The following is a 23949-nucleotide window of genomic DNA, read 5'->3' on the forward strand; positions in this document are numbered from 1 at the left end:
CAAAACATGACATTTTTAAAAGTTCAATTGGCGCGTTCTCTCATGGTTTTGGCAATGCTGATGGGATTGATTTCGCAGGCTTATGCCATTAATCAATCGAATCCTGAAACCATGGTCAAAGAAGTTTCAGAACAATTACTGAAAGAGTTGGAGTTGCAACGCGCTGAATTAGAAGGGCAGCCGCAAAAAATTAAGGTCTTTGCCGAACAGTTTGTGTTGCCTTATGTGGATACCCCCAAAATGGCCAGATATGTCATGGGGCGTTACTGGAAAATAGCCAGTGAAAAACAGCAACAAGCGTTTACAGAAGCCTTTACACAAACGCTGATGCGTTCTTATGCCAGTAGCATTTTAAAGCTCAAAGTCACCAGCGTTGTCGTAAAGCCGATGATTGAAGAAAAAGAAGGGCGTGTTCAAGTTCCTTCAGAAGTGACGCAGGCTGATGGGAATGTGACGGGAATTGTTTATCGTGCCTACCTAAACGCGGCTGAAAATAAGTGGTTTTTATATGATGTGTCGATTGAAGGCATTAGCATGTTGCTGAATTATCGCAAGTCTTATGGTTCTGAGTTAGATAAGGGGGGCATTGACCAAGTGATCAATGATATGCAAGCCAAAAATAAAGCTTTCTTAGAGGCAGCGTAAGTGTTTTTTAAATCCAAAAAAGCAGTTTTAAAGTTTTCAGTCAGTGATCAATGTCTTAACTTTGAAGGTCCTGTGAATGCCGATACGGTGAGTCAGTTTGTCAAACAGTGGCAAATTCATATTAAAAAGACACCGGTAGAAGTATTGAGTGTGGATTGGTCGGCGGTGACAGAAAGTGACTCTACGGGCTTGGCCTTAATGCTATCGATACAGGCAAAGCAAGCGGCGCATTTAAGCTTAAAAAATGTTCCGCCAAAATTGCTAACCTTATTGCATTTATATGATTTAGAAGAAGTTTTTGAATTGCCTGCGGCAGCACAATTATCTCACGGAGCAGTTTTGTGAGTGTACCAGCGGTTCAGTTTGAGGGGGTTTCTAAAAACTATCATCATCTGCGAGCACTAAACAACATCAGTTTTGATGTTGAAGAAGGCAGTTTTTTTGGATTATTAGGACCAAATGGTGCCGGTAAATCTACCTTAATCAATTGTATGTCTGGTTTGGTCAAACCATCTGACGGGCAAATTTTTATTAAGGGCGCCCATGTGATTAAGGATTATCGTCAAGCAAGACGCGCCTTGGGACTTGTACCGCAAGAACTGATTTCTGACCCTTTTTTTTCCATTAGAGAATTGTTGCGCATACAGTCGGGCTATTTCGGGTTGGTAGGCGCTAAACAATTGGCATGGGTGGATGAATTGCTGGAGCGTTTGGCACTTAGTGATAAAGCCGATCAAATTACCAATATGCTTTCGGGCGGAATGAAACGACGACTGCTGATTGCGATGGCGTTGGTTCATAAGCCACAAGTCTTGGTTTTAGATGAGCCTACGGCGGGTGTTGATGTAGATTTGCGCCGAACGCTATGGGAATTTGCCCAAGAACTTCATCAGCAAGGTCATACGATTATACTCACAACACATTATCTGGAAGAAGCAGAAGCTTTGTGTCAAAAGGTCGCTATTTTGCAACATGGTGAAGTTAAAGCCATGGACACAACAGCGGCGCTCTTATCAAAGCACCCATATCGTTTTGTTCGAGTATCAGGCACTGGCAATTATAAATCTTTGTTACCACCATTAGCAGAACGCTTGGTTGAGTTTGATGTAAATGGTGGCCTATTCAAAATGGAAAAAGATATGCCCTTACCCGAGATGCTGGGATGGTTGCATCAGAGTGGTTTAAATATTCAAGATATTAGTACCCGAGACGCTTCGTTAGAGGAGGTTTTTTTGAACCTAACAGGAGCCACTAAATGAACTGGACAGGCACTTGGGCACTTTTTGTAAAAGAAGTTAGACGATTTTATTCAGTAGCGGTGCAGACCATCTTTGCTCCGGTGGTTTCAACCTTGTTGTATTTGTTAATATTTGGCAAGGTCATCAGTGCGGATATCGAAGTTTTTTCGGGATTAAACTATAGCCAGTTTTTAATTCCAGGTTTGGTGATGATGGCGATTTTGCAGAATGCTTTTTCTAACAGTTCGTCGAGTTTGATTCAGTCAAAAATGCACGGTAATTTGTCTTTTGTGTTGCTCAGTCCTATCTCCCCGGTTGAACTTTATATCGCTTTTATTGCGGCCTCAATAGTGCGTGGCTTAGTGGTGGGTTTAGGTGTTTTGGTTGTCGGTGTTCTTTGGTTTGATTTAAGTTGGCAGTCACCGATGTGGATTTTGGTTTTTGCAATTTTAAGCGCGGGTTTGATGGGTGGAATAGGCATGACAGCCGGAATTTTGTCTGACAAATATGACCAATTGGCAGCATTTCAAAACTTTATTATTATGCCATTGACCTTTTTAAGCGGGGTTTTCTATTCCATTCACGCCTTGCCAGGTGTTTGGCAAACGCTGTCGCATTTCAATCCATTTTTCTATATGGTGGATGGTTTTAGGTATGGTTTTTTTGAGCAATCCGATGTTTCTGTTTATTTGAGTTTGACGGTCAGCTTTGGATTCTTCCTGCTTATTTCTGCGATAAATGTGATTTTATTGGTTAAAGGCGTTAAAATACGCAACTAAAATTTTTTTCAAGGTAGATTCATGTCCCCAGAACTCATTCAGCAAAAAATAATTGCTCACTTACCCGAAGCGCAAGTCACTATGGATGGCATGGACTGCAATTTTGCTGTAGAGGTAGTTTGCGCGTGCTTTGAAGGCAAGAGCCCCATTCAAAGACATCGTATGGTTAATGATATTTTTAAAGACGACTTTGCTTCAGGAGCATTGCACGCCTTGTCCATTAAAACCCGTACGCCTTAAGCTGAGTTAATATGGATAAAATAGTCATTAAAGGTCCTGGTAAATTGTCAGGCAAAGTTAGAGTGTCGGGATCCAAGAACGCTGCATTACCGATTTTAATGGGATGCTTGCTGGCAGAATCGCCCGTAACCCTGTCTAATGTTCCTCACCTTAAGGATGTCACCACGACCATACAGCTTCTTGCCAGTATGGGGGTTCAGGTTATGTTCGATGAGCGCTTAAATATTGAAATCGATGCTTCCGTGTTAACTTCGAAAGAAGCACCCTATGAGTTGGTTAAGACAATGCGCGCGTCAATCTTATCCCTTGGGCCGCTTTTGGCAAGATTTGGTGAGGCCAGAGTGTCATTGCCGGGTGGTTGCGCCATAGGATCTCGTCCGGTCAATATCCATATCGACGGTATGAAAAAGATGGGCGCAAATATTGTGGTCGAGAAAGGCTATATTATTGCCACAGCAGACAGACTTAAAGGTGCGGATATTTTGATGGAGCCGGTCACAGTCACCGGAACCGAAAATTTATTGATGGCTGCCGTTTTAGCGCAAGGCACAACGATTCTGCGTAACTCAGCGATGGAGCCAGAAGTTTCAGATTTAGCACATTTCTTAAATAAGATGGGTGCAAAAATTTCGGGTATCGGCACGCCAACACTCACTATTGAAGGCGTTGATAGCCTGCAAGGCTGTGATTATCGAGTGATTCCAGACCGAATTGAAGCGGGCACTTATTTAGCAGCGGCAGCCTTAACCCGCAGTAAGATTACCGTAACCCATGTTGATCCTTCACATTTAACCGCTGTTTTGGATAAGTTTGTAGAAGCAGGGGCTCAGTTAGAATTAACTGAAAACACCATAACATTAGATATGCGAGATCAAGCATTGAAGCCTGTGGATATCAGAACAGATCCCTATCCAGGCTTTCCGACAGATATGCAGGCGCAATTTTTGGTGATGAATACTCTGGCAGAAGGTGACTCTAAAGTTGAGGAAACCATTTTTGAGAATCGATTTATGCATGTCTCTGAATTGATTCGTATGGGGGCTGATATTTCCTTAGATGGTAATGTGGCTTACATTACAGGGGTTGATAAATTAATTGGCGCACCCGTGATGGCAACCGATTTAAGAGCCTCTGCAAGTTTAATTTTAGCCGGCCTTGCAGCAGAAGGTGAAACGGTGGTCAATCGTATTTATCATATTGACCGTGGTTATGAGTTGATAGAAGAAAAGTTTCATAAGTTAGGCAGTCAAATTTACCGAGCGTCCTAAAATCTAAAATTTGCTAAAGTAGAATAAAATGATGAATGAACAACTAACATTTGCCTTATCTAAAGGGCGCATTTACAAAGACACGCTTCCTTTATTGGAAGCAGCTGGCATTATTCCGTCGGAAGACCCAGATAAGTCACGCAAATTGATTATTTCAACCAATCATGCGCACATTAGACTATTGATTGTGCGAGCGACCGATGCACCAACCTATGTTGCTCATGGTGCAGCGGATATAGGTATTTCTGGTAAAGATGTTTTGATGGAAGCACCGACAGACAATCTTTATGAGCTTTTGGATTTAAATATTGCCAAGTGTAAGTTGATGGTTGCCGGACCTGCAGAGCCAAAGCCAGTAGGGCATCGCTTAAAGATAGCGACTAAATATCTTAAATCAGCCGAAGCTTATTATGCGCAAAAGGGTGAGCAGGTAGATTTAGTTAAGCTTTATGGCTCGATGGAAATTGCGCCTTTGATTGATTTGGCGGATTACATTGTTGACTTGGTTGATACAGGTAATACTTTAAAAGCGAATGGTTTGGTGCCGATGGAGCATATTGCGGACATCAGTTCACGCTTAATTGTAAATGAACATGCATATAAAACAAAATATGCACAAATAAATGAAATTGTTGAAAAAATAAAATCTGCAGTCGTCTAAGAGAGAAGAAAAAAGATGTTAAATATTAGAAGATTATCTGCCAATGCGACAGGCTTTAGAAAAGAGTTAGATCAACTTTTGGCCTGGGAAACGGTATCAAATGATGCTGTGAATGATATCGTCAAAGAAGTGGTTTTAGCGGTTAAATCGAAAGGTGATGCTGCGTTATTAGAATATACCGCACGCTTTGATAGATTGCAGCTTAAGAGTGGCTCTGATTTGGAGATTCCAACGAGCGAATTACACGCGGCTTTAGAGCGCATTCCACAAGACCAACGAGAAGGTTTAGAAATTTCTGCCGAGCGTGTTCGCGACTATCATCAAAAACAAATTCAAAATTCTTGGTCATACACCGAGTCTGATGGCACGCTTTTAGGTCAACAGGTTACCCCTTTAGATAAAGTGGGTTTGTATGTTCCCGGTGGAAAAGCGGCTTATCCATCATCGGTCATCATGAATGCCATTCCCGCTAAGGTGGCAGGTGTCAAAGAGTTAATTATGGTTGTTCCTACGCCAGATGGTGTGGTGAATGATATGGTTTTGGCAGCGGCAGCTATTTGTGGTGTAGATAGAGTCTTTACCTTGGGCGGCGCGCAAGCGGTTGCAGCTTTGGCTTATGGTACAGAAACTGTTCCTCAAGTTGATAAGATTGTTGGGCCAGGTAATATCTTTGTTGCTACCGCTAAGCGTATGGTTTTTGGTACTGTCGGTATTGATATGATTGCAGGCCCTTCTGAGATTTTGGTTTATTGCGATGGAAAAACCAATCCAGATTGGATTGCGATGGATTTGTTTTCTCAAGCGGAACACGATGAGGATGCACAATCTATTTTGGTGACGCAAGATGCAGCCTTTGCAGATCAAGTTCATGAAAGTATGAGTCGTTTGGTGAAAACCTTGCCACGCGAGGAAATTATCACTAAAGCCATCACTGACCGTGGTGCCATTATCGTGGTTGATGATGAAGAACAAGCCATGGAAATGATTAATATCATTGCGCCTGAGCACTTAGAGTTATCGGTTGAAGATCCACAGGCTTTATTACCCAAAATTCGTCACGCAGGCGCCATTTTTATGGGGCGTTACACTGCGGAAGCCTTGGGTGACTATTGTGCGGGTCCTAACCATGTGTTGCCAACTTCAAGAACCGCTAGATTTTCATCGCCTTTAGGGGTTTATGATTTTCAAAAGCGTTCAAGCTTAATTATGTGTTCTGCTGATGGTGCCAGTGAGTTGGGTAAAATTGCCGCAGTTCTAGCAGATGGTGAAGGTTTGCAGGCGCATGCGGCTTCTGCCAGATACCGCATCAAAAAAGACTAAGCTTTTAAGTTTGATAAATGATTGACCCCCTTTTTTGGGGGTTTTTTATAGGGGAAATAGATGAAAGTGACTGAATTATTGGCATATTGCCATGAGTTATTAGAGGTTAATGCTTATCAGGATTATGCACCCAATGGCTTACAGGTAGAGGGTAAGCAAGAAGTTACCAAAATTGTCACCGGTGTGACGGCTTGCCAATCCTTAATTAATAAAGCCATTGCCCTAAACGCAGACATGGTTTTGGTGCATCATGGATACTTTTGGCGAAATGAATCCCCTGTCATTTCTGGAATGAAACAAAAGCGCATCAAATCTTTGTTAGCAAATGATATTAATTTGGTCGCTTATCATCTGCCTTTAGATGGTCATTTAATTTATGGTAACAATGCTCAGTTAGCTAAGTTATGGTCAATAACAGATGAAACACCCCAACAAAACAGTTTGGTGAGAATGGGTCGTCTAGAATATGCCACCAATATTGAAGATTTTATTGAAATGGTCGCTAGTTCTTTAGGCAGATTGCCATTGCATTTACCTGGAGGGCCAGTCAGGGTGCAAAAGATAGCCTGGTGTAGCGGTGGGGCGCAAAATGATATTGAACAAGCCATAGAGTGGGGGGCTGATGTTTTTATCAGTGGGGAGGTTTCCGAGCAAACGACCCATCAAGCTTTGGAGAATGGAATTCATTATTTAGCGGCGGGTCACTATGCGACTGAAAGGCTGGGGGTGAAAGTGCTTGGAGAACATTTGGCTGAAATTTTTGGATTAGAAGTCATTTTTGTGGATGTTGATAATCCTGTTTAGTAGACTTGATATTAAGTATGGTTATGTCGTGGTATAATCAAAATTTATGGTAAGACCCTAAATAGGTCCTTTATTATTAGTAAAGTTTATAGGCGTATAAGCATATAGTCGTTTATGTTTTGTGAAACCTTGGGTAGAATACCCGCTTATAACTGAGTGAGAAAACCGAATTTCTCACTAATAACAACGGGTGATAGGACGAAATATGTCTCTAGAAAATAACAACGAAGTAAATTTATCTCGTAGAAAAGTCTTAACGGCTGCTACCGGTGTTGTGGGTGCAACTGGCGCTACTTTTTTAGCAGTGCCTTTTGTCAGTTCTTGGCAACCGAGTGAGAAAGCAAAAGCAGCGGGTGCGCCTGTAGATGCCGATATTAGTCATTTACAACCTGGGCAAATGTTGACGGTTTCTTGGCGCGGTAAACCTGTTTGGGTTGTTCGTAGAACACCAGATATGGTTCAAAAGCTCACTGGCAATGTGACTGAGTTAAGAGATCCAGGATCTGAGCAATCTATTCAGCCGAATTATTGTCAAAATGATTCCAGAGCAATTAATGCAGAGTTTTTTGTCGTTGTAGGGATTTGTACACATTTAGGTTGTGCGCCGCTATATCGTCCAGCCATTGGCTCTCCAGATGTTTCAGAAGATTGGCAGGGTGGTTTTTTCTGTCCATGTCATGGTTCAAAATTTGATTTAGCTGGCCGCGTTTACCAAGGGGTTCCAGCACCGACTAATTTAGAAGTTCCTCCCTATCGTTTTTTAAGCGAATCAATCGTGCGTGTGGGCGAAGATACGGTTGAAGGAGGCAAGGCATAATGGCAAATTCAAATCCAAATTCAAAGCCAACCAGTCAAAACTCGCTTTTAGGTTGGCTAGACGCGCGTTACCCTTTGGTCAGCACTTGGAATGAGCATGTTGGCGAATACTATGCACCTAAGAATTTCAATTTTTGGTACTTCTTCGGTTCTCTTGCTCTGCTGGTTTTAGTGAATCAGCTGATTACAGGCGTATGGTTAACCATGAGTTATAAGCCGAGTGCAGCAGAAGCATTTAATTCTATTGAATACATTATGCGTGATGTTGAGTGGGGTTGGTTAATCCGCTATATGCACTCTACAGGCGCCTCAGCCTTTTTCATCGTGGTCTATCTACACATGATGAGAGCATTGCTTTACGGTTCATACAAAAACCCTCGCGAGTTGATTTGGTTGTTAGGGATGTTGATTTTCTTAGTCCTGATGGCGGAAGCCTTTATGGGATATTTACTACCTTGGGGGCAAATGTCTTATTGGGGTGCACAGGTAATCATTTCATTGTTTGGTGCGATACCTATTGTTGGACCAGATTTGGCAATATGGGTGCGTGGTGATTTTGTTATTTCTGATGCAACCTTAAACCGTTTCTTTGCCTTGCATGTTATTGCTTTGCCATTGGTTTTATTAATATTAGTTTTCATGCACATAGTTGCTTTACACCAGGTGGGTTCTAACAATCCAGATGGTGTAGAAATTAAAAAGTATAAAAATAACGAAGGTTTACCTATCGATGGTATTCCTTTTCACCCTTATTATTCTGTTAAAGATTCGATGGGCGCGGTATTCTTTATGTTTATTTTTGCGGCGTTTGTATTCTTTATCCCAGAAGGGGGCGGTTATTTCCTTGAACCACCAAATTTTGAACCAGCAAACCCCTTAAAAACGCCTGAGCACATTGCGCCTGTTTGGTACTTCACACCTTTCTATGCCATTTTAAGAGCTGTGCCAGATAAGTTATTGGGAGTATTGGCAATGGGCGGTGCAATTGCCGTGTTATTTGCCATGCCTTGGTTAGATCGTTGTAAGGTCAAGTCGGTTCGCTACCGTGGCATTTCTTACAAATTATTGTTAACCATGCTCGTCATTAGCTTTATTGTGTTGGGTTGGTTAGGTACTCAGCCTGCAACCCCAGAATTAACTAAGTTGGCGAGAATCTTTACAGCGACATATTTTGCATTCTTTTTGGTATTGCCTTTTACCTCAATTAATGAAAAAACCAAGCCAGTACCAGAGAGGGTTCACTAATGAAAAAGATGTTTCAAGTTTTCAGTATGTTGACTCTAATCGCCTTAAGTTCTGCAGCTTCAGCTGCAGGCGGGCATGGCTTAGCACTCGATAAAGCGCATAACGATATCCGTGATACAGAGTCTTTGCAGCGTGGTGCGGTTTTATTTGCAAACTATTGTCTAGCCTGTCACTCACTAAAGTACATGCGTTATAACCGTATTGCTAATGATTTGGGCTGGTCTAATGAAGAAGTGGTTGCAAAACTAACTTATGGCATGAATAAGCCGGTTGATATTGTCAATAGCCATATGCAAGAAGGCGTTGCTTTGGATGTATTTGGAACTGAAGTTCCAGATTTATCTTTAATGGCGCGTTTGAAAGGCCCTGACTATATTTACACTTTTATTCGTGCTTATCATCAAGATGAGCAGGGTAATTGGGATAATAAAATCTTGGTTGGAACAGCCATGCCGAATGTCCTTGAAGGTTTGAAAAGACATCAGTCTGCTGAAGACTTTGATCAAACCACGCGTGATATTACCAACTTCTTGGAATATGTTGGAGAACCTATCAAAGTGACGCGTTACGACCTAGGTATTAAGGTGATGTTGTTCTTGTTTGTGTTATTCATCTTAACCTACTTGTTGAAAAGAGAATATTGGCGCGACATTAAACACTAATGTTGTTTATTTCGTGATCTCAATTTTCATTAAACCCGCGTCTGCGGGTTTATTTTTATGGAAATAACTATGGCAAAAGCAAAAGTGGCCTATGTGTGTTCTGAGTGCGGTGCAGATTATGCCCAATGGCAAGGCCAATGTATGGCGTGCAAATCTTGGAATACGCTCAAGGAATTTAAAGTCAGTGCCTCTAAATCTAAAGCTAGTTCATCTGGCGTAGTGGGTTACACCGGCGCACAAACTCAAAAAGTATTGTCTGTTAGTGAAGTTGATTTGGCTGAAGTGCCCAGGTTTGCCTCTGGGTTGAGTGAACTCGATAGAGTTTTGGGTGGTGGGATAGTGCCTGGCTCAGTCGTGCTTATTGGTGGGGATCCCGGTGTTGGTAAATCATCCATTTTGCTGCAAGTGTCTTGTTTATTAAGTCAGCAACTGAATGTACTTTATGTGACTGGAGAGGAATCATTACAGCAAGTGGCGATGCGCGCAACTCGTATGCAATTACCCGTTGATAAACTGCGACTGTTAACAGAAACTGATGTTGAGCGAATTGTAGAAGCTTCGGAAGTTGAAAAACCAAAGGTGATGATTGTTGACTCGATTCAGACCATGCAATTAGCAGAGGTTACCAGCGCAGCAGGCGGTGTTTCGCAGGTCAGAGAAACGGCTGCTTATTTAACGCGTTATGCCAAGCAAAATCAGGTGATGATTTTTTTGGTTGGGCATGTCACTAAGTCTGGAGAGGTTGCCGGGCCTCGTGTCTTAGAACATATTGTGGATACCGTCATTTTTTTAGAAGGGCAATCGGACAGTCGATACAGAACACTTCGTGCCATCAAGAACCGCTTTGGAGCGGTGAATGAGCTAGGTGTTTTTGCTATGACAGACAAAGGGATGCGTCAAATTAAAAATCCATCGGCCATCTTTTTATCACGCAGCGAAGAGCCTTCTTCAGGTTCTGTGGTCATGGTGCTTTGGGAGGGGTCTCGACCTTTATTGGTAGAAATTCAAGCTTTGGTGGATGACGCACCTTTTGGCTCACCAAGACGCGTGATGGTAGGCTTGGAGCAAAATCGTATTGCGATGCTTCTGGCTGTGTTGCATCGTCATGCCGGCGTACAAGCCAGTGATCAAGATGTTTATGTGAATGTGGTCGGTGGCGTTAAAATTACCGAAACCAGTGCAGACTTAGCGGTGTTATGTGCCATTGTTTCTAGTTTGCGTAATCGAGTTTTGCCTAACGATTTAATTGTGTTTGGCGAAGTGGGTTTATCTGGTGAAATTAGACCTGTTCCCAGTGGTCAAGAGCGATTATTTGAAGCGGTTAAGCATGGCTTTAAAACCGCAATTGTGCCGCAAGGGAATGTGCCCAAGGGCGGTGTTGCAGGAATGACCATACATGGCGTTTCAAATTTACAACAAGCCTTAGGGTATTTGATTTAAGATACACACATGCTTTTATGAAAAGAGATAACTATGATTGCCAATAAGCCCATCAAAGAACTGCAAGCAATTTTTGCCGATATGGCCATAGCTACAGCGATTATTAAGAGAAATGAAGACTCTGAGTGGTCAATTGTTTGGCAAAATAGTGCGGCGACATCGCTTTGGAGTGAATACGACATCGATGAAGATTTTGATCTCAAGTTATCTTTAATGGATGCTGCCTCCAAGACAGGCGCTTCCAGTTTTGTGTGCAAGTTAGTCAAAAACATTCAACCGTTTCGATTTATCGTTTCTGCTTACAGTGATAATGATTTCTTATTGCAATTTTTACCAGAAGTCGCCGTGAGCGAATATCGTGGAGAAAGACGCCGCAAAGAAGATGTTTATCAATTGGTTATTGAAGGCTCAAAAGTTGGGGTTTTTGATTGGAATATTGCAGACGAATTTATCAGTTACAGCGATAAGGTCTATGACCTTTGTGGTCTTAATCATTCTGAATTAGGCAATACCTTAGAGCAGTTTCTCAGTAGAGTGCATGCAGAGGATGTTGAAGGTTTAAAAGAATCTTTTGAAACGCATCTTGAGCAAAGATGGCCTTATGATTATTCTTTTAGAATCAAAACTTCTGTCGGCCATTATGTGTGGGTTCAAGTAACCGGTAAAGCCGTTTGGAACTCGGTAACGGCTGAGCCGATTCGATTTGTCGGTATGATGTTGAATATTTCAGCCCGTAAAAATGCCGAAGCACAAGTGCTGCAAAGGGAAGCGCTGATTGAACAAATCATTGATAGCCTGCCCATCAGCATTTATGTTAAAGACCACAATGGTTGCTTTAGATTTTTTAGTAAGCAAACTGAGCAAGATACGGGCGTCAGTCGAGAAGAGGCGATTGGGCGCACGGTTTATGAAATTTTTCCAACGACTTTGGCGCGTCAGCAATCCATCAGTGATCAGATAGCGATTACTGAAAATCGTATTTTGGTTTCAGAGGAAAATATTCAAATAGCCGGTTTCAGTCGCTGGCTTATGTTGGGTAAAGGTCCCATTAAGGTTAATCGCAACGGCGAAGATCAGGTTTGGATTTTAGGCTTTTCAATTGACATTACACAGCGTAAAGCTGTTGAAGAAATGTTAGAGCAGGCGAGAGATGCTGCTCAAAAAGCATCCCAGGCCAAATCTGAGTTTTTATCCGTCATGAGTCACGAAATTCGCACGCCCCTGAACTCAGTGATAGGAACGGCTGGTTTGTTGATTGATACCCCGCTCGATGCAGAACAAGCGCAACACGTTGAAATGATTAAACGCTCTGGTGAACACTTGTTACATTTAATTAACGATATTTTAGATTTCAATAAACTCGATGCCGGCAAAATGGAGCTTGAATCTCGTCCAATTGATTTGTATGCACAAATTCAAACCGTTTTTGCCATGTGTAATGTCAATGCGCGTTTAAAGGGGATTGAATTAAACTTTAGTTTCCCTGAGCATATGGGGCATTATTTCTTGGGTGATGAGGCAAGATTTCGTCAAATACTGTTGAACCTAATCGGCAATGCCATCAAGTTCACCGAAAAGGGTTCGGTGACACTAAAAATAATGACCCCTTCTACGGCCTTAGAGGCCGCAAGCGCCCAAAGAATTCGCTTTGAAGTGATAGATACCGGTATTGGTATACCTGCGGACAAAATTGGACTGTTATTTTCTGAGTTTACTCAGGTTGATGCCAGTACAACTCGTAAGTTTGGGGGTACAGGTTTAGGGTTGTCGATTTGCAAAAAATTGGTTGAGGCCATGGATGGCAAGATTGGCATTATCAGCAAATTAGGCGAAGGCAGTACTTTTTGGTTTGAAGTGCCGATGGAAGAAGTCGGTGAAATTGAGGCCAAGAAAGAATTTGCCGATGACTTACCTGAACTCACCCGTAGCCTGAATATTTTGGTAGCAGAAGATAATTTACCGAACCAATTATTAATTAAAGCGTTATTGAAAAAAATGGGGCATGAGGTCGTTTTGGCCGGTAATGGGCTAAAAGCGATTGAAGCCATTGAAGAGCGCGAGGCTGATCATGATTTACCCATGTTTGATTTGGTTTTAATGGATATGCAAATGCCTGAGATGGATGGTCTTGAAGCGACGGCTAAAATTAGAGCTTTAGAGTCAGATGTCTCCACCATTCCGATTATTGCTTTAACCGCTAATGTAATGTCTGGTGATAGAGATAGAGTGATAGAAGCTGGAATGAATGATTATTTAACCAAGCCAATCGATTTGGTGGCTTTAAAAAGAACTTTAAAAGTTTGGGGTTCGATTCGCCCTGAAATTTAAAGCTTCAGGGCTAGACGAGTATTGACCTATCTTTTTAAAGTTAAGATAGCTCTGTTGTCTTCAGAAAATTCTGCCATTCGGCAAAAAGTTCTGGGGTGGTTGCCGCAACAGCAGAGCGCTTAGTGACGGTTGGTACTAAAACGGACTCGCCATTCAGCGCAGCGCTTTGACCACCTGCTTCATTTAAAATGAGCCATCCTGCGGCATAATCCCAAATATTTTGTGCACCATGACAATAGACTTGTCCGCGACCTGCCGCAATCCAACACCAATCTAATGCAACCGAGCCAAAACTTCTTTGAGAGGCAAATGGTGGCGTGACAGCCAGGGTTTGTGCTAATTTTGCGGGTAGCCTTTTGAAATCAATAATTCCAATACACTGCTTAAGGGCTGTTTTAGCTGTTTTGGCAATGAGCGTTTTGTTGTTGAGTTCTGCGCCTAAGCCTAAGCGTGCGCCAAACATTTCATCGCGATAAGGATCGTAAATTAAGCCTGCAACCACTTGTCCTTTAACAACCAACGCTAAAGAAACTGAGAAAAATGCTATGCCACTGGCAAAGTTACTGGTGCCATCCACTGGGTCAAGAATCCAGCAACCCTGTTCTGATGAAAGCGCAGTCGTTTGATCTTCTGAGGTTGACTCTTCACCAAGGAATGCATATTTCGGCCAATGGGCTAATAAGAAGGCTTGGCTTTTAATTTGCATTTGGGTATCAGCTTCGGTCAGCAATGAACCATCTTGCTTAATTTCAGCAGACACTTTATTAAAACGGCTCAGCACTTCCTGTTTGGCTAATTCAATGATGCCTGTTTTGAGTTTTTGCCATTCTTGAGCGTTATTAAAGTGATTCATGTGTTTCTTCCTTTTTAAAAGTCGCTTCACTTTGGTCTTCTCGAATAGTGAGTTTGACCTTTTCGATGGCATTTGCAGAACGCTCAACCACTTCAAGCACATAGGTGTCTTTCAATAATAAGCAGGTTCCTACTTCCGGTAACGACTCAAGTTGTTCTTGGATTAGACCGTTTAAAGTCTTGGGTCCATCAATCGGTAGTTGAAAATTATATTCTTTGTTGATGTCACGAATAAATTCGCCTGCATCAAAGGTGATAGAGCCATCTTCATTAAAGAGCGTGGTTTCTTCTTCTGGATCTACTCGAGAGTCGGTCGTTAATTTACCGACGATTTCTTCCAGTAAGTCTTCCATGGTGAGCAAGCCTTGGATGTCACCATATTCATCAACAATCATCGCCATGCGGCGTTTATTTTGATTAAACTTCGCCAATTGGATATTTAAAGTGGTGGTTTCTGGCACAAAATAACCAGGCCTGGTCACTTTTATAATGTCTTTGAGGGTTGCATCTTCTTTTAAAAGAACCGGCAAAGCGCGTCTAAGATTTAAAATGCCAATAAAGTCATCATCAATACTGCCGCGATAAATTGGAATGCGAGTGTAGGGCGATTTTTGGATGTCTTTAATGATTTTTTTCAGGGGTTGGTCAACATCAACGCCATAAATATCTTGTTTGGGCATCATGACATCTTCAACGGTGACCGATTCTAAACGCAAAATACTGGTCAGCATACTGCGATATTGTTGCGGCAATTGTCCGGTTGCTTCATCAATCAGCGTTTGCAGTTCTTCTTGTGTTAGGCTGTGGTGATCAACGGCATTTTCTTTAACTCGAACGCCTAATAAGCTGAGTAAGTTATTTGAAAAGAAGTTAATCATGGCCACTAAAGGCGACAATATTTTAAGCAGTGGCGTTAGCGCGTAAGCGGCTGGGTAGGCGATTTTTTCTGGATAGAGCGCCGCTAAAGTTTTTGGCGCAACTTCTGAAAATACCAATACCACCATGGTGAGTAAACCTGCGGCAATGGCAATACCGGCTTCGCCCATCAAGCGCATGGCAATAATGGTTGCGATCGACGAGGCGAAGATATTAACAAAGTTATTGCCAAGCAAAATCACACCCAGCAAACGATCGGGCGACTCTAGAAGCTTTTGAACTCGAATGGCTTTGGGGCAACCTTCGTTAACGCGATGCTTTAAACGGTATTTATTAAGGGCCATCATGCCCGTTTCAGAACCTGAAAACAGGGCTGACAAAATAATGAGTAGGAATAAAATTCCAAAAAGAAAAGGTAAGGGTAAGGTACTCAAGAGCGTAAGTTTACATAGTCAATCGAAAAATTATTATAACCAACTATCGAAAAAACATGCAAAAACATTCCAGGTTTATGACCTTTGGTTTTATGCATTCATTAACATTAGAATTAATTGCGTTCCTAAGTAGCTGAGCAATAACAGAATATAGGCCCAAAGTGTATAGCGAGCAGCCTTTTGACCGCGCCAGCCGCGTTTGAAATGTCCCCATAAAAAGATGGCATAGACAATCCAGGATAAGATGGCAAAAAACGTTTTATGAATTAAATGTTGCGCAAACATATCTTCAATAAAAAAACCGCCAGTAACCAAAGCAAAGCTGAGCGCAATAAATCCCATTAACACCAGTTGTACAAGGGTTTTTTCCATAATTTGTAGAGGCGGCAAGGCTTTAAACAAAGAGGTTAAGCGCTTTTGACGAAATCTTTTTTCTTGAATGGAATAGAGAATTGCCTGAGCGGCGGCCAATCCCATAATGCTATAAGCCATAATTGACAATAATATGTGCACACCCAGCGTTAATTCAATGGATTGAACTTCAGGTTGCGCAAATGGCAGTAAGGTTGTGAGCGCCGCAATGGGAAATATGAAGATGCCCAACATTTCGGTATGTTTATTAATGTTGGTTAGCAGTAGCGCCGAAGCAGAAATCCAAGCAATCAGTGAAATAGAAATGGTTAGTGAAAATTGTAAGCTAATACCGTTGAATAACAGCGGCATAAAAGAAATTAAATGCAAGCCGCTGGCCAATAAAACAGTTTTTAGCAATTTTGCACGAGCAAATTCAACGGTTTTACCTTTGATTTTTTGCCAAAGCATATGGCTGGCATAAAGGTAACCAATGCTGGCAACAACTGCGCTGAGATTGCTAATAATCATTCAAAGTCCAATCTTAAGAAATTGTTTGTCGAAAGTCTTATAATAGCGAACATTAATAGTTAATGTAAAGAGAGCATTTCCATGTTTGATAATCTATCCGAACGCCTGTCCCAAACCTTTAAAAATCTAACGGGTCAAGGGCGTCTTAGCGAATCTAATATAAAAGATGCATTGCGAGATGTTCGTCGTGCGCTATTAGAAGCAGATGTGGCCTTACCGGTTGTTAAAAGTTTTATTGACCAAGTTCAAGAACGCGCCATAGGTACTGAAGTCTCAGCCAGTTTAAATCCTGGTCAGGCATTTATTAAAATCGTTCGCGATCAACTCACCGAAGTGATGGGTGCAGAAGCCGCACCGCTCAATTTTAATGTTGAACCTCCTGCGATTATTATGATGGCAGGTTTACAAGGCGCGGGTAAAACCACTTCTGTGGGTAAGTTGTCTAAATGGCTGCAAGAAAAACACAAGAAAAAAGTCATGGTGGTGTCTGCCGACGTTTATCGTCCTGCGGCGATTAAACAGTTGGAAACCCTAGCTGAACAAGTGGGGGCAAATTTCTTCCCTTCGACAGCGGAACAAAATCCCATAGACATCGTTAAGAACGCCCATAAAGAAGCGCGCCGTAAATTTATGGATGTGTTGATTGTGGATACGGCGGGTCGCTTGCACATCGATGATGAGATGATGCAAGAAATTAAGCAATTGCATGCCGCTATCAAACCGATTGAAACCCTGTTTGTGGTTGACTCTATGACGGGTCAAGATGCCGCCAATACCGCGAAAGCCTTTAATGATGCCTTACCCTTAACAGGTGTTATTTTGACTAAAACGGATGGTGATGCTCGCGGTGGTGCGGCCTTGTCGATTCGTCAGATTACGGGTAAACCCATTAAGTTTATTGGGGCGGGTGAAAAAACCGATGCTTTAGAGACTTTCCATCCAGAACGTATGGCCGGCCGAATTTTAGGTATGGGTGATATGCTCAGCTTAATTGAAGAAGCTGAGTCAAAAATTGATAAAGTCAAAGCTGAAAAGTTTGCTCAAAAAATTCAAAAGTCTGGTCAATTTGATTTAGAAGACTTTTTAGAGCAGTTGCAGCAAATTAATAAAATGGGCGGTGTTGGCGGTTTGATGGGCAAATTGCCTGGCATGGGTGCTTTAAAAGGGCAGGTGAATAACGAAGCCATGGAAAAAGATTTTAAACGCTTAGAAGCTATGATTTATTCCATGACACCTCACGAGCGTGCATTTCCGGCTGTGATTAAAGGTTCTCGTAAAAAGCGTATTGCTGCCGGTTCAGGAACACAGGTTCAGGACATTAATCGCATGATGAAACAGTTTGAACAAATGCAAAAAATGATGAAAAAAGTTTCCAAAGGCGGCATGAAAAACTTGATGCGCGGTATGGCTGGAAAAATGCCAGGTATGGGTGGCATGATGCCGCCAGGTCTTAAATAGATTTCACTTTATAAACCCATAAAAAAGGCGCTAATTTTGACCAGCACCCTTAATAGCAAACAGGGCATAAAGTCTGGTCATTTTTAGCGCCTTTTTTGTTTTTATAACTTTAAAAAAGTTTGTTAATAATCAGTTGCGCAAGCTAATGCTTGGCCAGTTTCTCTCTTTGGCGATGGTTTTTAAAACATCGTCACCATCGACCACAGTCGGATTTCCAACAGCTTCTAATAGCGGTAAATCATTTCTGGAGTCAGAATAAAAGTAGGCATCTTTCAAGTCAAAAGGATGTTCCTCTAACCAGTCATTTAAACGAATGACTTTGCCGTCTTGGAAAGAAGGGGTTCCTGAGACTTCTCCTGTAAAACAATGGTTGATGATTTCAGGGTCAGTGCCAATTAAATGATCTATGCCATATCGTAAACCAATCGGGCGGGTTACAAAGCTATTGGTGGCGGTAATGATTAACAGCGTGTCGCCATTGGCTTTGTGCTGGTTGACCAAGTCTTGCGCTTTTTGAAGGTAAATGGGTTCAATCATGGTTTGCATAAACTCTTGATGCCAATCAAGCAGGGTTTGCATCGGGTATTGGGTTAAAGGTTTTAAAGAAAACCTTTGGTATTCCATGATGTTTAGGGTGCCATTTTTATAATTGGCGTAAAAACGATCATTTTCAGCTTCAAAAAAGGCGGGGTCTACGGCACCTTTTTGAATTAAAAACTTTCCCCAAAGGTAGTCACTGTCGCCAGCAATTAAAGTGTTGTCTAGGTCAAATATGGCCAGTTTCATAAGGTCTGAGATTCCATTGCAAAATTTTTATTCATTTTATCTGAATGTTTCACAGATTGCAGTTGGATGTTATAAAAGCGCATTTATAAATTCTCATTAATTGGTTTTATGATTGATTTGGAAGATTTGGTTCTAAAAAAGTGCTCTAAGTTGTAAAATTAATTGAAAAATATGGGGGTTTCTTGCCATAATACCCTTTAATGAAATAAGCGTTTTTAATAGGGTTTACTGTGATCGATGTAGATGGGTATCGACCGAATGTCGGTATCATAATAGTCAATAAGCAAGGAAAGTTGTTTTGGGGTAAGCGAGTGTTTCAAGACGCTTGGCAGTTTCCTCAGGGAGGCGTGCGTGAATCCGAAACCCCTCAGCAAGCAGTTTTTCGTGAACTTAAAGAAGAAGTCGGTTTAGAGCCTTCTGATGTGCGAGTTTTAGGCAGAACCCAAGATTGGATTTCATACGACCTTCCTAAGCATTTAATTCGTCATAACAGTTTGCCGGTTTGTATTGGTCAAAAACAAATTTGGTTTTTATTGGGTTTAGAAACCGAAGAATCCAAAATCAATTTGGCTTTACACGAAACCCCTGAGTTTGAAACTTGGACTTGGGTCGATTATTGGCATCCAGTACAGGATGTGGTTGAGTTTAAAAAAGCGGTTTATCATCAAGCGCTATTAGAGCTTGAAGACTCATTAAAAAAATTCTGGCTGCCATAAGACGTCTTTTGCGGGTAATTTCAAACTTTTACCGCAACACTTCTGTTTGATATTCATTTCTAAAAAACATTTCTAAGTCTTTAAATCCATTCAAAAAATCTTTGTCAATCCTCTGTTTAAAGGGCTTGCTGGGCTTTTTGTTGTTTTGTTGAATTCGCACCTGCCCTTAAAAAGTGGTATTATTCGCTTTCATTAATTTGAATACTGGGTGTTTTATTGCCCATTAAGTGGTATTCAAGCCCCTTGGAAATACTAAGTAGCTGGAAACCAAGGCGGTTTTGAACTCTTAATTGAGTTCATCTGTTGGCGGTCGGCGTAAGAACTACGCTTGCTGAAGACACTCTGGTATTACCCAGCCTCCAGAGTCAAACCAAACCAACCAATGAGGTTAAAAAATTTTATGAGCGATCAGTTCGTTGACCAAGACCCACAAGAAACACAAGAGTGGCTTGATGCTTTAGAAGCCGTTGTATCTTTTGAAGGTACAGAAAAGGCACAACATATTATTGCAGCACTTATCGAAAAAGCCCGTGTTCACGGTATAGATGTGCCTTATGCGGCCAATACTCCTTACATCAACACCATCGCTGCAGAGCAGCAAGTGCAGTATCCAGGTGATATGGAATTAGAAACAAAGATGCGTGCCATGTTGCGTTGGAACGCCATGGCGATTGTTTCTGGGGCCAACAAAAACACCAGCGTTGGTGGTCACATTGCTTCTTACGCTTCAAGCTGTGTTTTGTATGAAGTCGGTATGAACCACTTCTTTAAAGGGCCTAAGCACCCACAAGGTGCGGATATGATTTTCTTCCAAGGGCATACCGCTCCTGGAATGTACGCTCGCTCATACATGGAAGGTCGTTTAACCGCTGAACAACTTCGCAACTATCGTCAAGAAGTAGATGGAAATGGTCTTTCTTCTTATCCTCATCCGTGGTTGATGCCCGATTATTGGCAGTTCCCAACCGTATCTATGGGTCTTGGTCCATTGATGGCTATTTATCAAGCCCGTTTTATGAAGTACATGGAAGCCCGCGGATTAGCCAAAACAGAAGGTCGTAAGGTTTGGGCATTCCTTGGGGATGGTGAAATGGACGAGCCAGAATCTCGTGGTGCCATTCAGCTAGCCAAACGCGAAAAATTAGATAACTTAGTTTTTGTGATCAACTGTAACCTCCAGCGTTTAGATGGCCCTGTGCGTGGCAACGACAGTATTATTCAAGAGCTGGAAGGCGTTTTCCGTGGCGCAGGTTGGGCAGTGACTAAAGTCATTTGGGGTTCTGGTTGGGATCGTCTATTACAAAAAGATGTTTCTGGAAAATTGATCGAGCGTATGGGCGAAGTCGTCGATGGTGAGTATCAAGCCTATAAGGCTAAAGACGGTGCCTTCGTTCGTGAGCATTTCTTTGGTAAATACCCAGAGTTATTAGAGTTGGTCTCAGATATGACCGACAAACAAATTTTTGCATTAACCCGCGGTGGTCATTCACCTCGTAAAGTCTATAACGCCTACAAGCGTGCTGAAGAAACTAAGGGTCAACCAACCGTTATTCTTGCGAAAACCATTAAAGGCTACGGCATGGGGCCTTATGGAGAGTCAGCTAACACGGCTCACCAGCAGAAAAAATTGGATTACGAAGGCTATAAATACTTCCGTGACCGTTTTGCGATTCCTTTTTCAGATGAAGATTTGCAAAAGCAAGTGCCTTTCTATACACCAGACGAAAGCTCAGATGTTATGCGCTATATGAAGGAGCGCCGTGAGGCACTTGGGGGTTCTTTACCTGTTCGTCTAGACAATGCAGAGCCTTTACCCGTTCCGAGTTTAGATACCTTTAAAATGCTCACAGAAGGCACGGGTGATCGTGAAATGTCGACTACCATGGCATTTGTGCGTTTAGTGTCTATCTTGTTGCGTGACAAGACTTTAGGGCCACGCGTTGTGCCAATCATTCCCGATGAAGCGCGTACTTTTGGTATGGAAGGTTTATTCCGCCAAGTTGGTATTTATGACCCAGCAGGACAATTGTATCAGCCAATGGATAACGATCAGTTGATGTGGTACAAAGAAGCTTCAAACGGCCAGGTATTTGAAGAAGGTATCAACGAAGCTGGTGCCATGGCTAACTGGATTGCAGCTGCAACCGCTTATGCCAACTACGGTGTGAGCATGATTCCTTTCTACATCTACTATTCCATGTTCGGTTTCCAACGCATTGGTGACTTGGCTTGGGCAGCGGGTGATTCGCGTGCTCGTGGATTCCTTATCGGTGGGACAGCCGGTCGTACCACGCTAGAAGGTGAAGGCTTACAGCACCAAGATGGTCACAACTTGATTCAATACGATCATGTGCCTAACTGTTTAAGCTATGACCCAACCTTTGCGTTTGAATTGGCTGTGATTATCCGTGATGGTATTAAACGCATGTTTAATGAAAAACAAGATGTGTACTACTACATCACCGCCATGAACGAAAACTATTCACATCCAGCCATGCCAGAAGGCGTTGAAGATGGCATTATTAAAGGGATTTACCCCTTTAAGAAGTCAGAATCAAAAGCCAAAAACAAGGTGCAGTTAATGGGGTCGGGTACCATCTTCCGTGAAGTGATTGCCGCCGCAGAAATGCTTGAAGCTGAGTGGGATGTGGCTGCTGATATTTGGGGCGTACCCAGCTTTAACCTATTGCGTCGTGATGGTATTGAAGTACATCGTTGGAATACCTTGCACCCAACAGAAACCCCGAAGGTGCCTTATGTCACTGAAGTATTATCTGCTTCAGAAGGCCCGTTCATCGTTGCAACCGATTATATTCGTGACTATCCAGAGCGTATTCGTCAATATGTGCCAGGCCACTATAGTGTGCTAGGTACCGATGGATTTGGTCGTTCAGATACGCGTGAACAGTTGCGTAAGTTCTTCGAAGTTAACCGTTTTTATGTGGTTGTTGAGGCGCTGAAGTCTTTAGCAGACACCGGCAAAATCAAGCCAGAAATCGTGGCGAAAGCCATCGAAAAATACGGATTAGACAGCGAAAAAACTTTCCCTGTTCATGCCTAAATGAAGTTAAGCCGCTTTTATGAAAACGGCTTTTTCAAACGAATTTAATCGAAACTGTCAGTCCAAACACTAAAAGTGCTGGCAGTTCCTAGCTATAGGAAATGATGAAATGGCTATACAGCAAATTAATATTCCCGATATCGGTGATTTTGACACAGTCGAAGTCATTGAGGTTTTGGTTGCGGTTGGCGACACCGTTGCCATAGATGATTCTTTGATGACCTTAGAATCGGATAAAGCCACCATGGAAATCCCATCTCCCGTGACCGGAAAAGTCACTAAGGTGATGGTCAAGGTTGGCGATAAGGTGTCTGAAGGCACCTACGTGTTAGATATCGAAGTCAGCGACTCAGCCGCAGCGCCAGCGCCGGCCAAAGCAGAAAAGCCAGCCCCTAAGGCAGAAGCACCTGCAGCAGTTCCAGAAAAAGTGGTTACACCAGCCGCCGCGCCAAGAACCGTTGAAGCCCCTTCAGCGCCTGCAGTAGCACCTGCAAAACCTGTGAATAATCAATCTATGGGCGCGAGCTCTCATGCTTCGCCTTCAGTTCGTGCTTTTGCCAGAAACCTTGGTGTTGATTTAACTTTAGTTTCTGGGACAGGTCCTAAAGGTCGTATTCAAAAGCATGATGTCGAATTATTGATTAAATCAGTGATGCAAGGCACTAAAACGGTTTCTGGTGCAGCACCTGCGGCTTCGGGCGCGGGCATTCCTCCTGTGCCAACCATTGATTTCAGTCAGTTTGGTGCAACTGAAACGGTTGAATTGGGTCGTATCAAAAAAATCTCTGGTAAGCATCTGCACACTAGCTGGTTGAATGTGCCTCATGTCACCCAGTTTGATGAGTGTGATATCACCGAAATGGATCAGTTCCGCGTTGACATGAAAGCAACGGCTGAAAAGCAAGGTGTCAAATTAACGCCTTTGGTATTTGTCATGAAAGCGGTGGTCAAAGCCTTGCAAGACTTCCCTAACTTTAATGCCTCTTTATCACCCGATGGTCAGTCGTTGATTAAAAAAGGCTATTACAACATAGGTGTGGCTGTTGATACACCCAATGGTTTAGTGGTTCCTGTTGTTAAAAATGTTGATCAAAAAGGCATCTATGAGCTTTCGCGTGACTTGATGGAAATTTCTAAAAAAGCGCGTGATGGCAAAATGTCGCCTGCCGATATGTCGGGCGGATGTTTCACCATTTCTAGCTTAGGCGGTATTGGCGGTACACAATTTACCCCAATCGTGAATGCTCCTGAAGTGGCCATTATGGGCTTATCAAAAGCCAAAATGCAGCCAGTTTGGAATGGACAAGAATTTGTACCGCGTTTAATCATGCCTTTCAGTGTGTCTTACGATCACCGCGTGATTGACGGTGCCGAAGGCGTTCGTTTTACCACCACGGTGGGTCAATATTTAACTGACTTGCGTCAATTATTAATGTAA

Annotated in this window: 22 protein-coding genes; 18 read left to right on the top strand and 4 right to left on the bottom strand. The window is 42.4% G+C overall.

Annotated features, from left to right (window positions below; all coding sequences use genetic code 11):
• Positions 1 to 6: 6 nt before the first annotated feature.
• From THMIRH_RS04885 to THMIRH_RS04950, 14 genes are all read left to right on the top strand, one after another.
• Positions 7 to 645 (top strand): MlaC/ttg2D family ABC transporter substrate-binding protein, encoded by a 639-nt coding sequence (locus THMIRH_RS04885; protein WP_173291039.1) that lies wholly within the window; start codon positions 7 to 9, stop codon positions 643 to 645.
• Complete coding sequence (locus THMIRH_RS04890; RefSeq protein ID WP_173291040.1) at positions 646 to 990, top strand: STAS domain-containing protein; 345 nt, start codon at positions 646 to 648, stop codon at positions 988 to 990.
• Positions 987 to 1904, top strand: coding sequence for an ABC transporter ATP-binding protein (locus THMIRH_RS04895; RefSeq protein ID WP_173291041.1), 918 nt, complete (start codon positions 987 to 989; stop codon positions 1902 to 1904). Before THMIRH_RS04890 ends, THMIRH_RS04895 begins: the two co-directional genes overlap by 4 nt.
• Positions 1901 to 2662 carry an ABC transporter permease gene (locus THMIRH_RS04900; protein ID WP_173291042.1) on the top strand — a complete coding sequence of 254 codons (762 nt, stop codon included), beginning with the start codon at positions 1901 to 1903 and terminating at the stop codon, positions 2660 to 2662. Before THMIRH_RS04895 ends, THMIRH_RS04900 begins: the two co-directional genes overlap by 4 nt.
• 21 nt (positions 2663 to 2683) lie before the next feature.
• Positions 2684 to 2902 carry a BolA family protein gene (locus THMIRH_RS04905; RefSeq protein ID WP_173291043.1) on the top strand — a complete coding sequence of 73 codons (219 nt, stop codon included), beginning with the start codon at positions 2684 to 2686 and terminating at the stop codon, positions 2900 to 2902.
• An 11-nt stretch (positions 2903 to 2913) separates the two neighbouring features.
• Positions 2914 to 4170: a UDP-N-acetylglucosamine 1-carboxyvinyltransferase gene (gene murA, locus THMIRH_RS04910; RefSeq protein ID WP_173291044.1), complete on the top strand. Its 1257-nt coding sequence runs from the start codon at positions 2914 to 2916 to the stop codon at positions 4168 to 4170.
• Positions 4171 to 4201: 31 nt separating this feature from the next.
• A complete protein-coding gene (hisG, locus tag THMIRH_RS04915) occupies positions 4202 to 4831 on the top strand; it encodes an ATP phosphoribosyltransferase (protein WP_173292392.1) in 630 nt (209 codons plus the stop codon).
• A 15-nt stretch (positions 4832 to 4846) separates the two neighbouring features.
• Positions 4847 to 6151 (top strand): histidinol dehydrogenase, encoded by a 1305-nt coding sequence (gene hisD / locus THMIRH_RS04920; RefSeq protein ID WP_173291045.1) that lies wholly within the window; start codon positions 4847 to 4849, stop codon positions 6149 to 6151.
• A gap of 60 nt (positions 6152 to 6211) precedes the next feature.
• Complete coding sequence (locus THMIRH_RS04925; protein WP_173291046.1) at positions 6212 to 6955, top strand: Nif3-like dinuclear metal center hexameric protein; 744 nt, start codon at positions 6212 to 6214, stop codon at positions 6953 to 6955.
• Positions 6956 to 7160: 205 nt separating this feature from the next.
• A complete protein-coding gene (petA, locus tag THMIRH_RS04930; RefSeq protein WP_173291047.1) occupies positions 7161 to 7772 on the top strand; it encodes a ubiquinol-cytochrome c reductase iron-sulfur subunit in 612 nt (203 codons plus the stop codon).
• Positions 7772 to 9016, top strand: a complete 1245-nt coding sequence (locus THMIRH_RS04935) for a cytochrome b (RefSeq protein ID WP_173291048.1) — start codon at positions 7772 to 7774, stop codon at positions 9014 to 9016. Before petA ends, THMIRH_RS04935 begins: the two co-directional genes overlap by 1 nt.
• On the top strand, positions 9016 to 9678 hold the full coding sequence (locus tag THMIRH_RS04940) for a cytochrome c1 (protein WP_173291049.1): 663 nt from the start codon (positions 9016 to 9018) through the stop codon (positions 9676 to 9678). The genes THMIRH_RS04935 and THMIRH_RS04940 overlap by 1 nt, the downstream gene beginning before the upstream one ends.
• A 69-nt stretch (positions 9679 to 9747) precedes the next feature.
• Positions 9748 to 11118, top strand: a complete 1371-nt coding sequence (gene radA / locus THMIRH_RS04945) for a DNA repair protein RadA (protein WP_173291050.1) — start codon at positions 9748 to 9750, stop codon at positions 11116 to 11118.
• Between the two features lie 33 nt (positions 11119 to 11151).
• The gene (locus THMIRH_RS04950) at positions 11152 to 13446 is read left to right on the top strand and encodes a hybrid sensor histidine kinase/response regulator (protein ID WP_173291051.1); all 2295 of its coding nucleotides are present in this window, start codon (positions 11152 to 11154) and stop codon (positions 13444 to 13446) included.
• A 40-nt stretch (positions 13447 to 13486) separates the two neighbouring features.
• On the opposite strand, the gene THMIRH_RS04955 is transcribed toward THMIRH_RS04950, so the two are convergent.
• From THMIRH_RS04955 to THMIRH_RS04965, 3 genes are all read right to left on the bottom strand, one after another.
• Entirely contained in the window at positions 13487 to 14299 is an 813-nt protein-coding gene (locus THMIRH_RS04955) for an inositol monophosphatase family protein (protein ID WP_173291052.1), read from the bottom strand.
• A complete protein-coding gene (locus tag THMIRH_RS04960; protein ID WP_243831506.1) occupies positions 14286 to 15521 on the bottom strand; it encodes an HlyC/CorC family transporter in 1236 nt (411 codons plus the stop codon). Before THMIRH_RS04960 ends, THMIRH_RS04955 begins: the two co-directional genes overlap by 14 nt.
• 177 nt (positions 15522 to 15698) lie before the next feature.
• Positions 15699 to 16490, bottom strand: coding sequence for a cytochrome C assembly family protein (locus tag THMIRH_RS04965; protein WP_173291054.1), 792 nt, complete (start codon positions 16488 to 16490; stop codon positions 15699 to 15701).
• An 81-nt stretch (positions 16491 to 16571) separates the two neighbouring features.
• Between THMIRH_RS04965 and ffh the strand changes: the two genes are divergently transcribed.
• Positions 16572 to 17948: a signal recognition particle protein gene (gene ffh / locus THMIRH_RS04970; protein WP_173291055.1), complete on the top strand. Its 1377-nt coding sequence runs from the start codon at positions 16572 to 16574 to the stop codon at positions 17946 to 17948.
• A gap of 129 nt (positions 17949 to 18077) precedes the next feature.
• Here ffh and THMIRH_RS04975 read toward each other — a convergent pair whose 3' ends face one another.
• Positions 18078 to 18734 (bottom strand): histidinol-phosphatase, encoded by a 657-nt coding sequence (locus THMIRH_RS04975; RefSeq protein ID WP_173291056.1) that lies wholly within the window; start codon positions 18732 to 18734, stop codon positions 18078 to 18080.
• A gap of 230 nt (positions 18735 to 18964) precedes the next feature.
• On the opposite strand from THMIRH_RS04975, the gene THMIRH_RS04980 reads away from it, so the two are divergent.
• The 3 genes from THMIRH_RS04980 to aceF all read left to right on the top strand — a co-directional run bounded on the left by THMIRH_RS04980 (position 18965) and on the right by aceF (position 23949).
• A complete protein-coding gene (locus THMIRH_RS04980) occupies positions 18965 to 19450 on the top strand; it encodes an RNA pyrophosphohydrolase (protein ID WP_173291057.1) in 486 nt (161 codons plus the stop codon).
• Positions 19451 to 19850: 400 nt separating this feature from the next.
• Positions 19851 to 22511, top strand: a complete 2661-nt coding sequence (gene aceE, locus THMIRH_RS04985; protein WP_173291058.1) for a pyruvate dehydrogenase (acetyl-transferring), homodimeric type — start codon at positions 19851 to 19853, stop codon at positions 22509 to 22511.
• A 109-nt stretch (positions 22512 to 22620) separates the two neighbouring features.
• On the top strand, positions 22621 to 23949 hold the full coding sequence (gene aceF / locus THMIRH_RS04990; protein ID WP_173291059.1) for a dihydrolipoyllysine-residue acetyltransferase: 1329 nt from the start codon (positions 22621 to 22623) through the stop codon (positions 23947 to 23949).

It is taken from the genome of Thiosulfativibrio zosterae (assembly GCF_011398155.1).
GTDB classification, from domain to species: Bacteria; Pseudomonadota; Gammaproteobacteria; order Thiomicrospirales; family Thiomicrospiraceae; genus Thiosulfativibrio; species Thiosulfativibrio zosterae.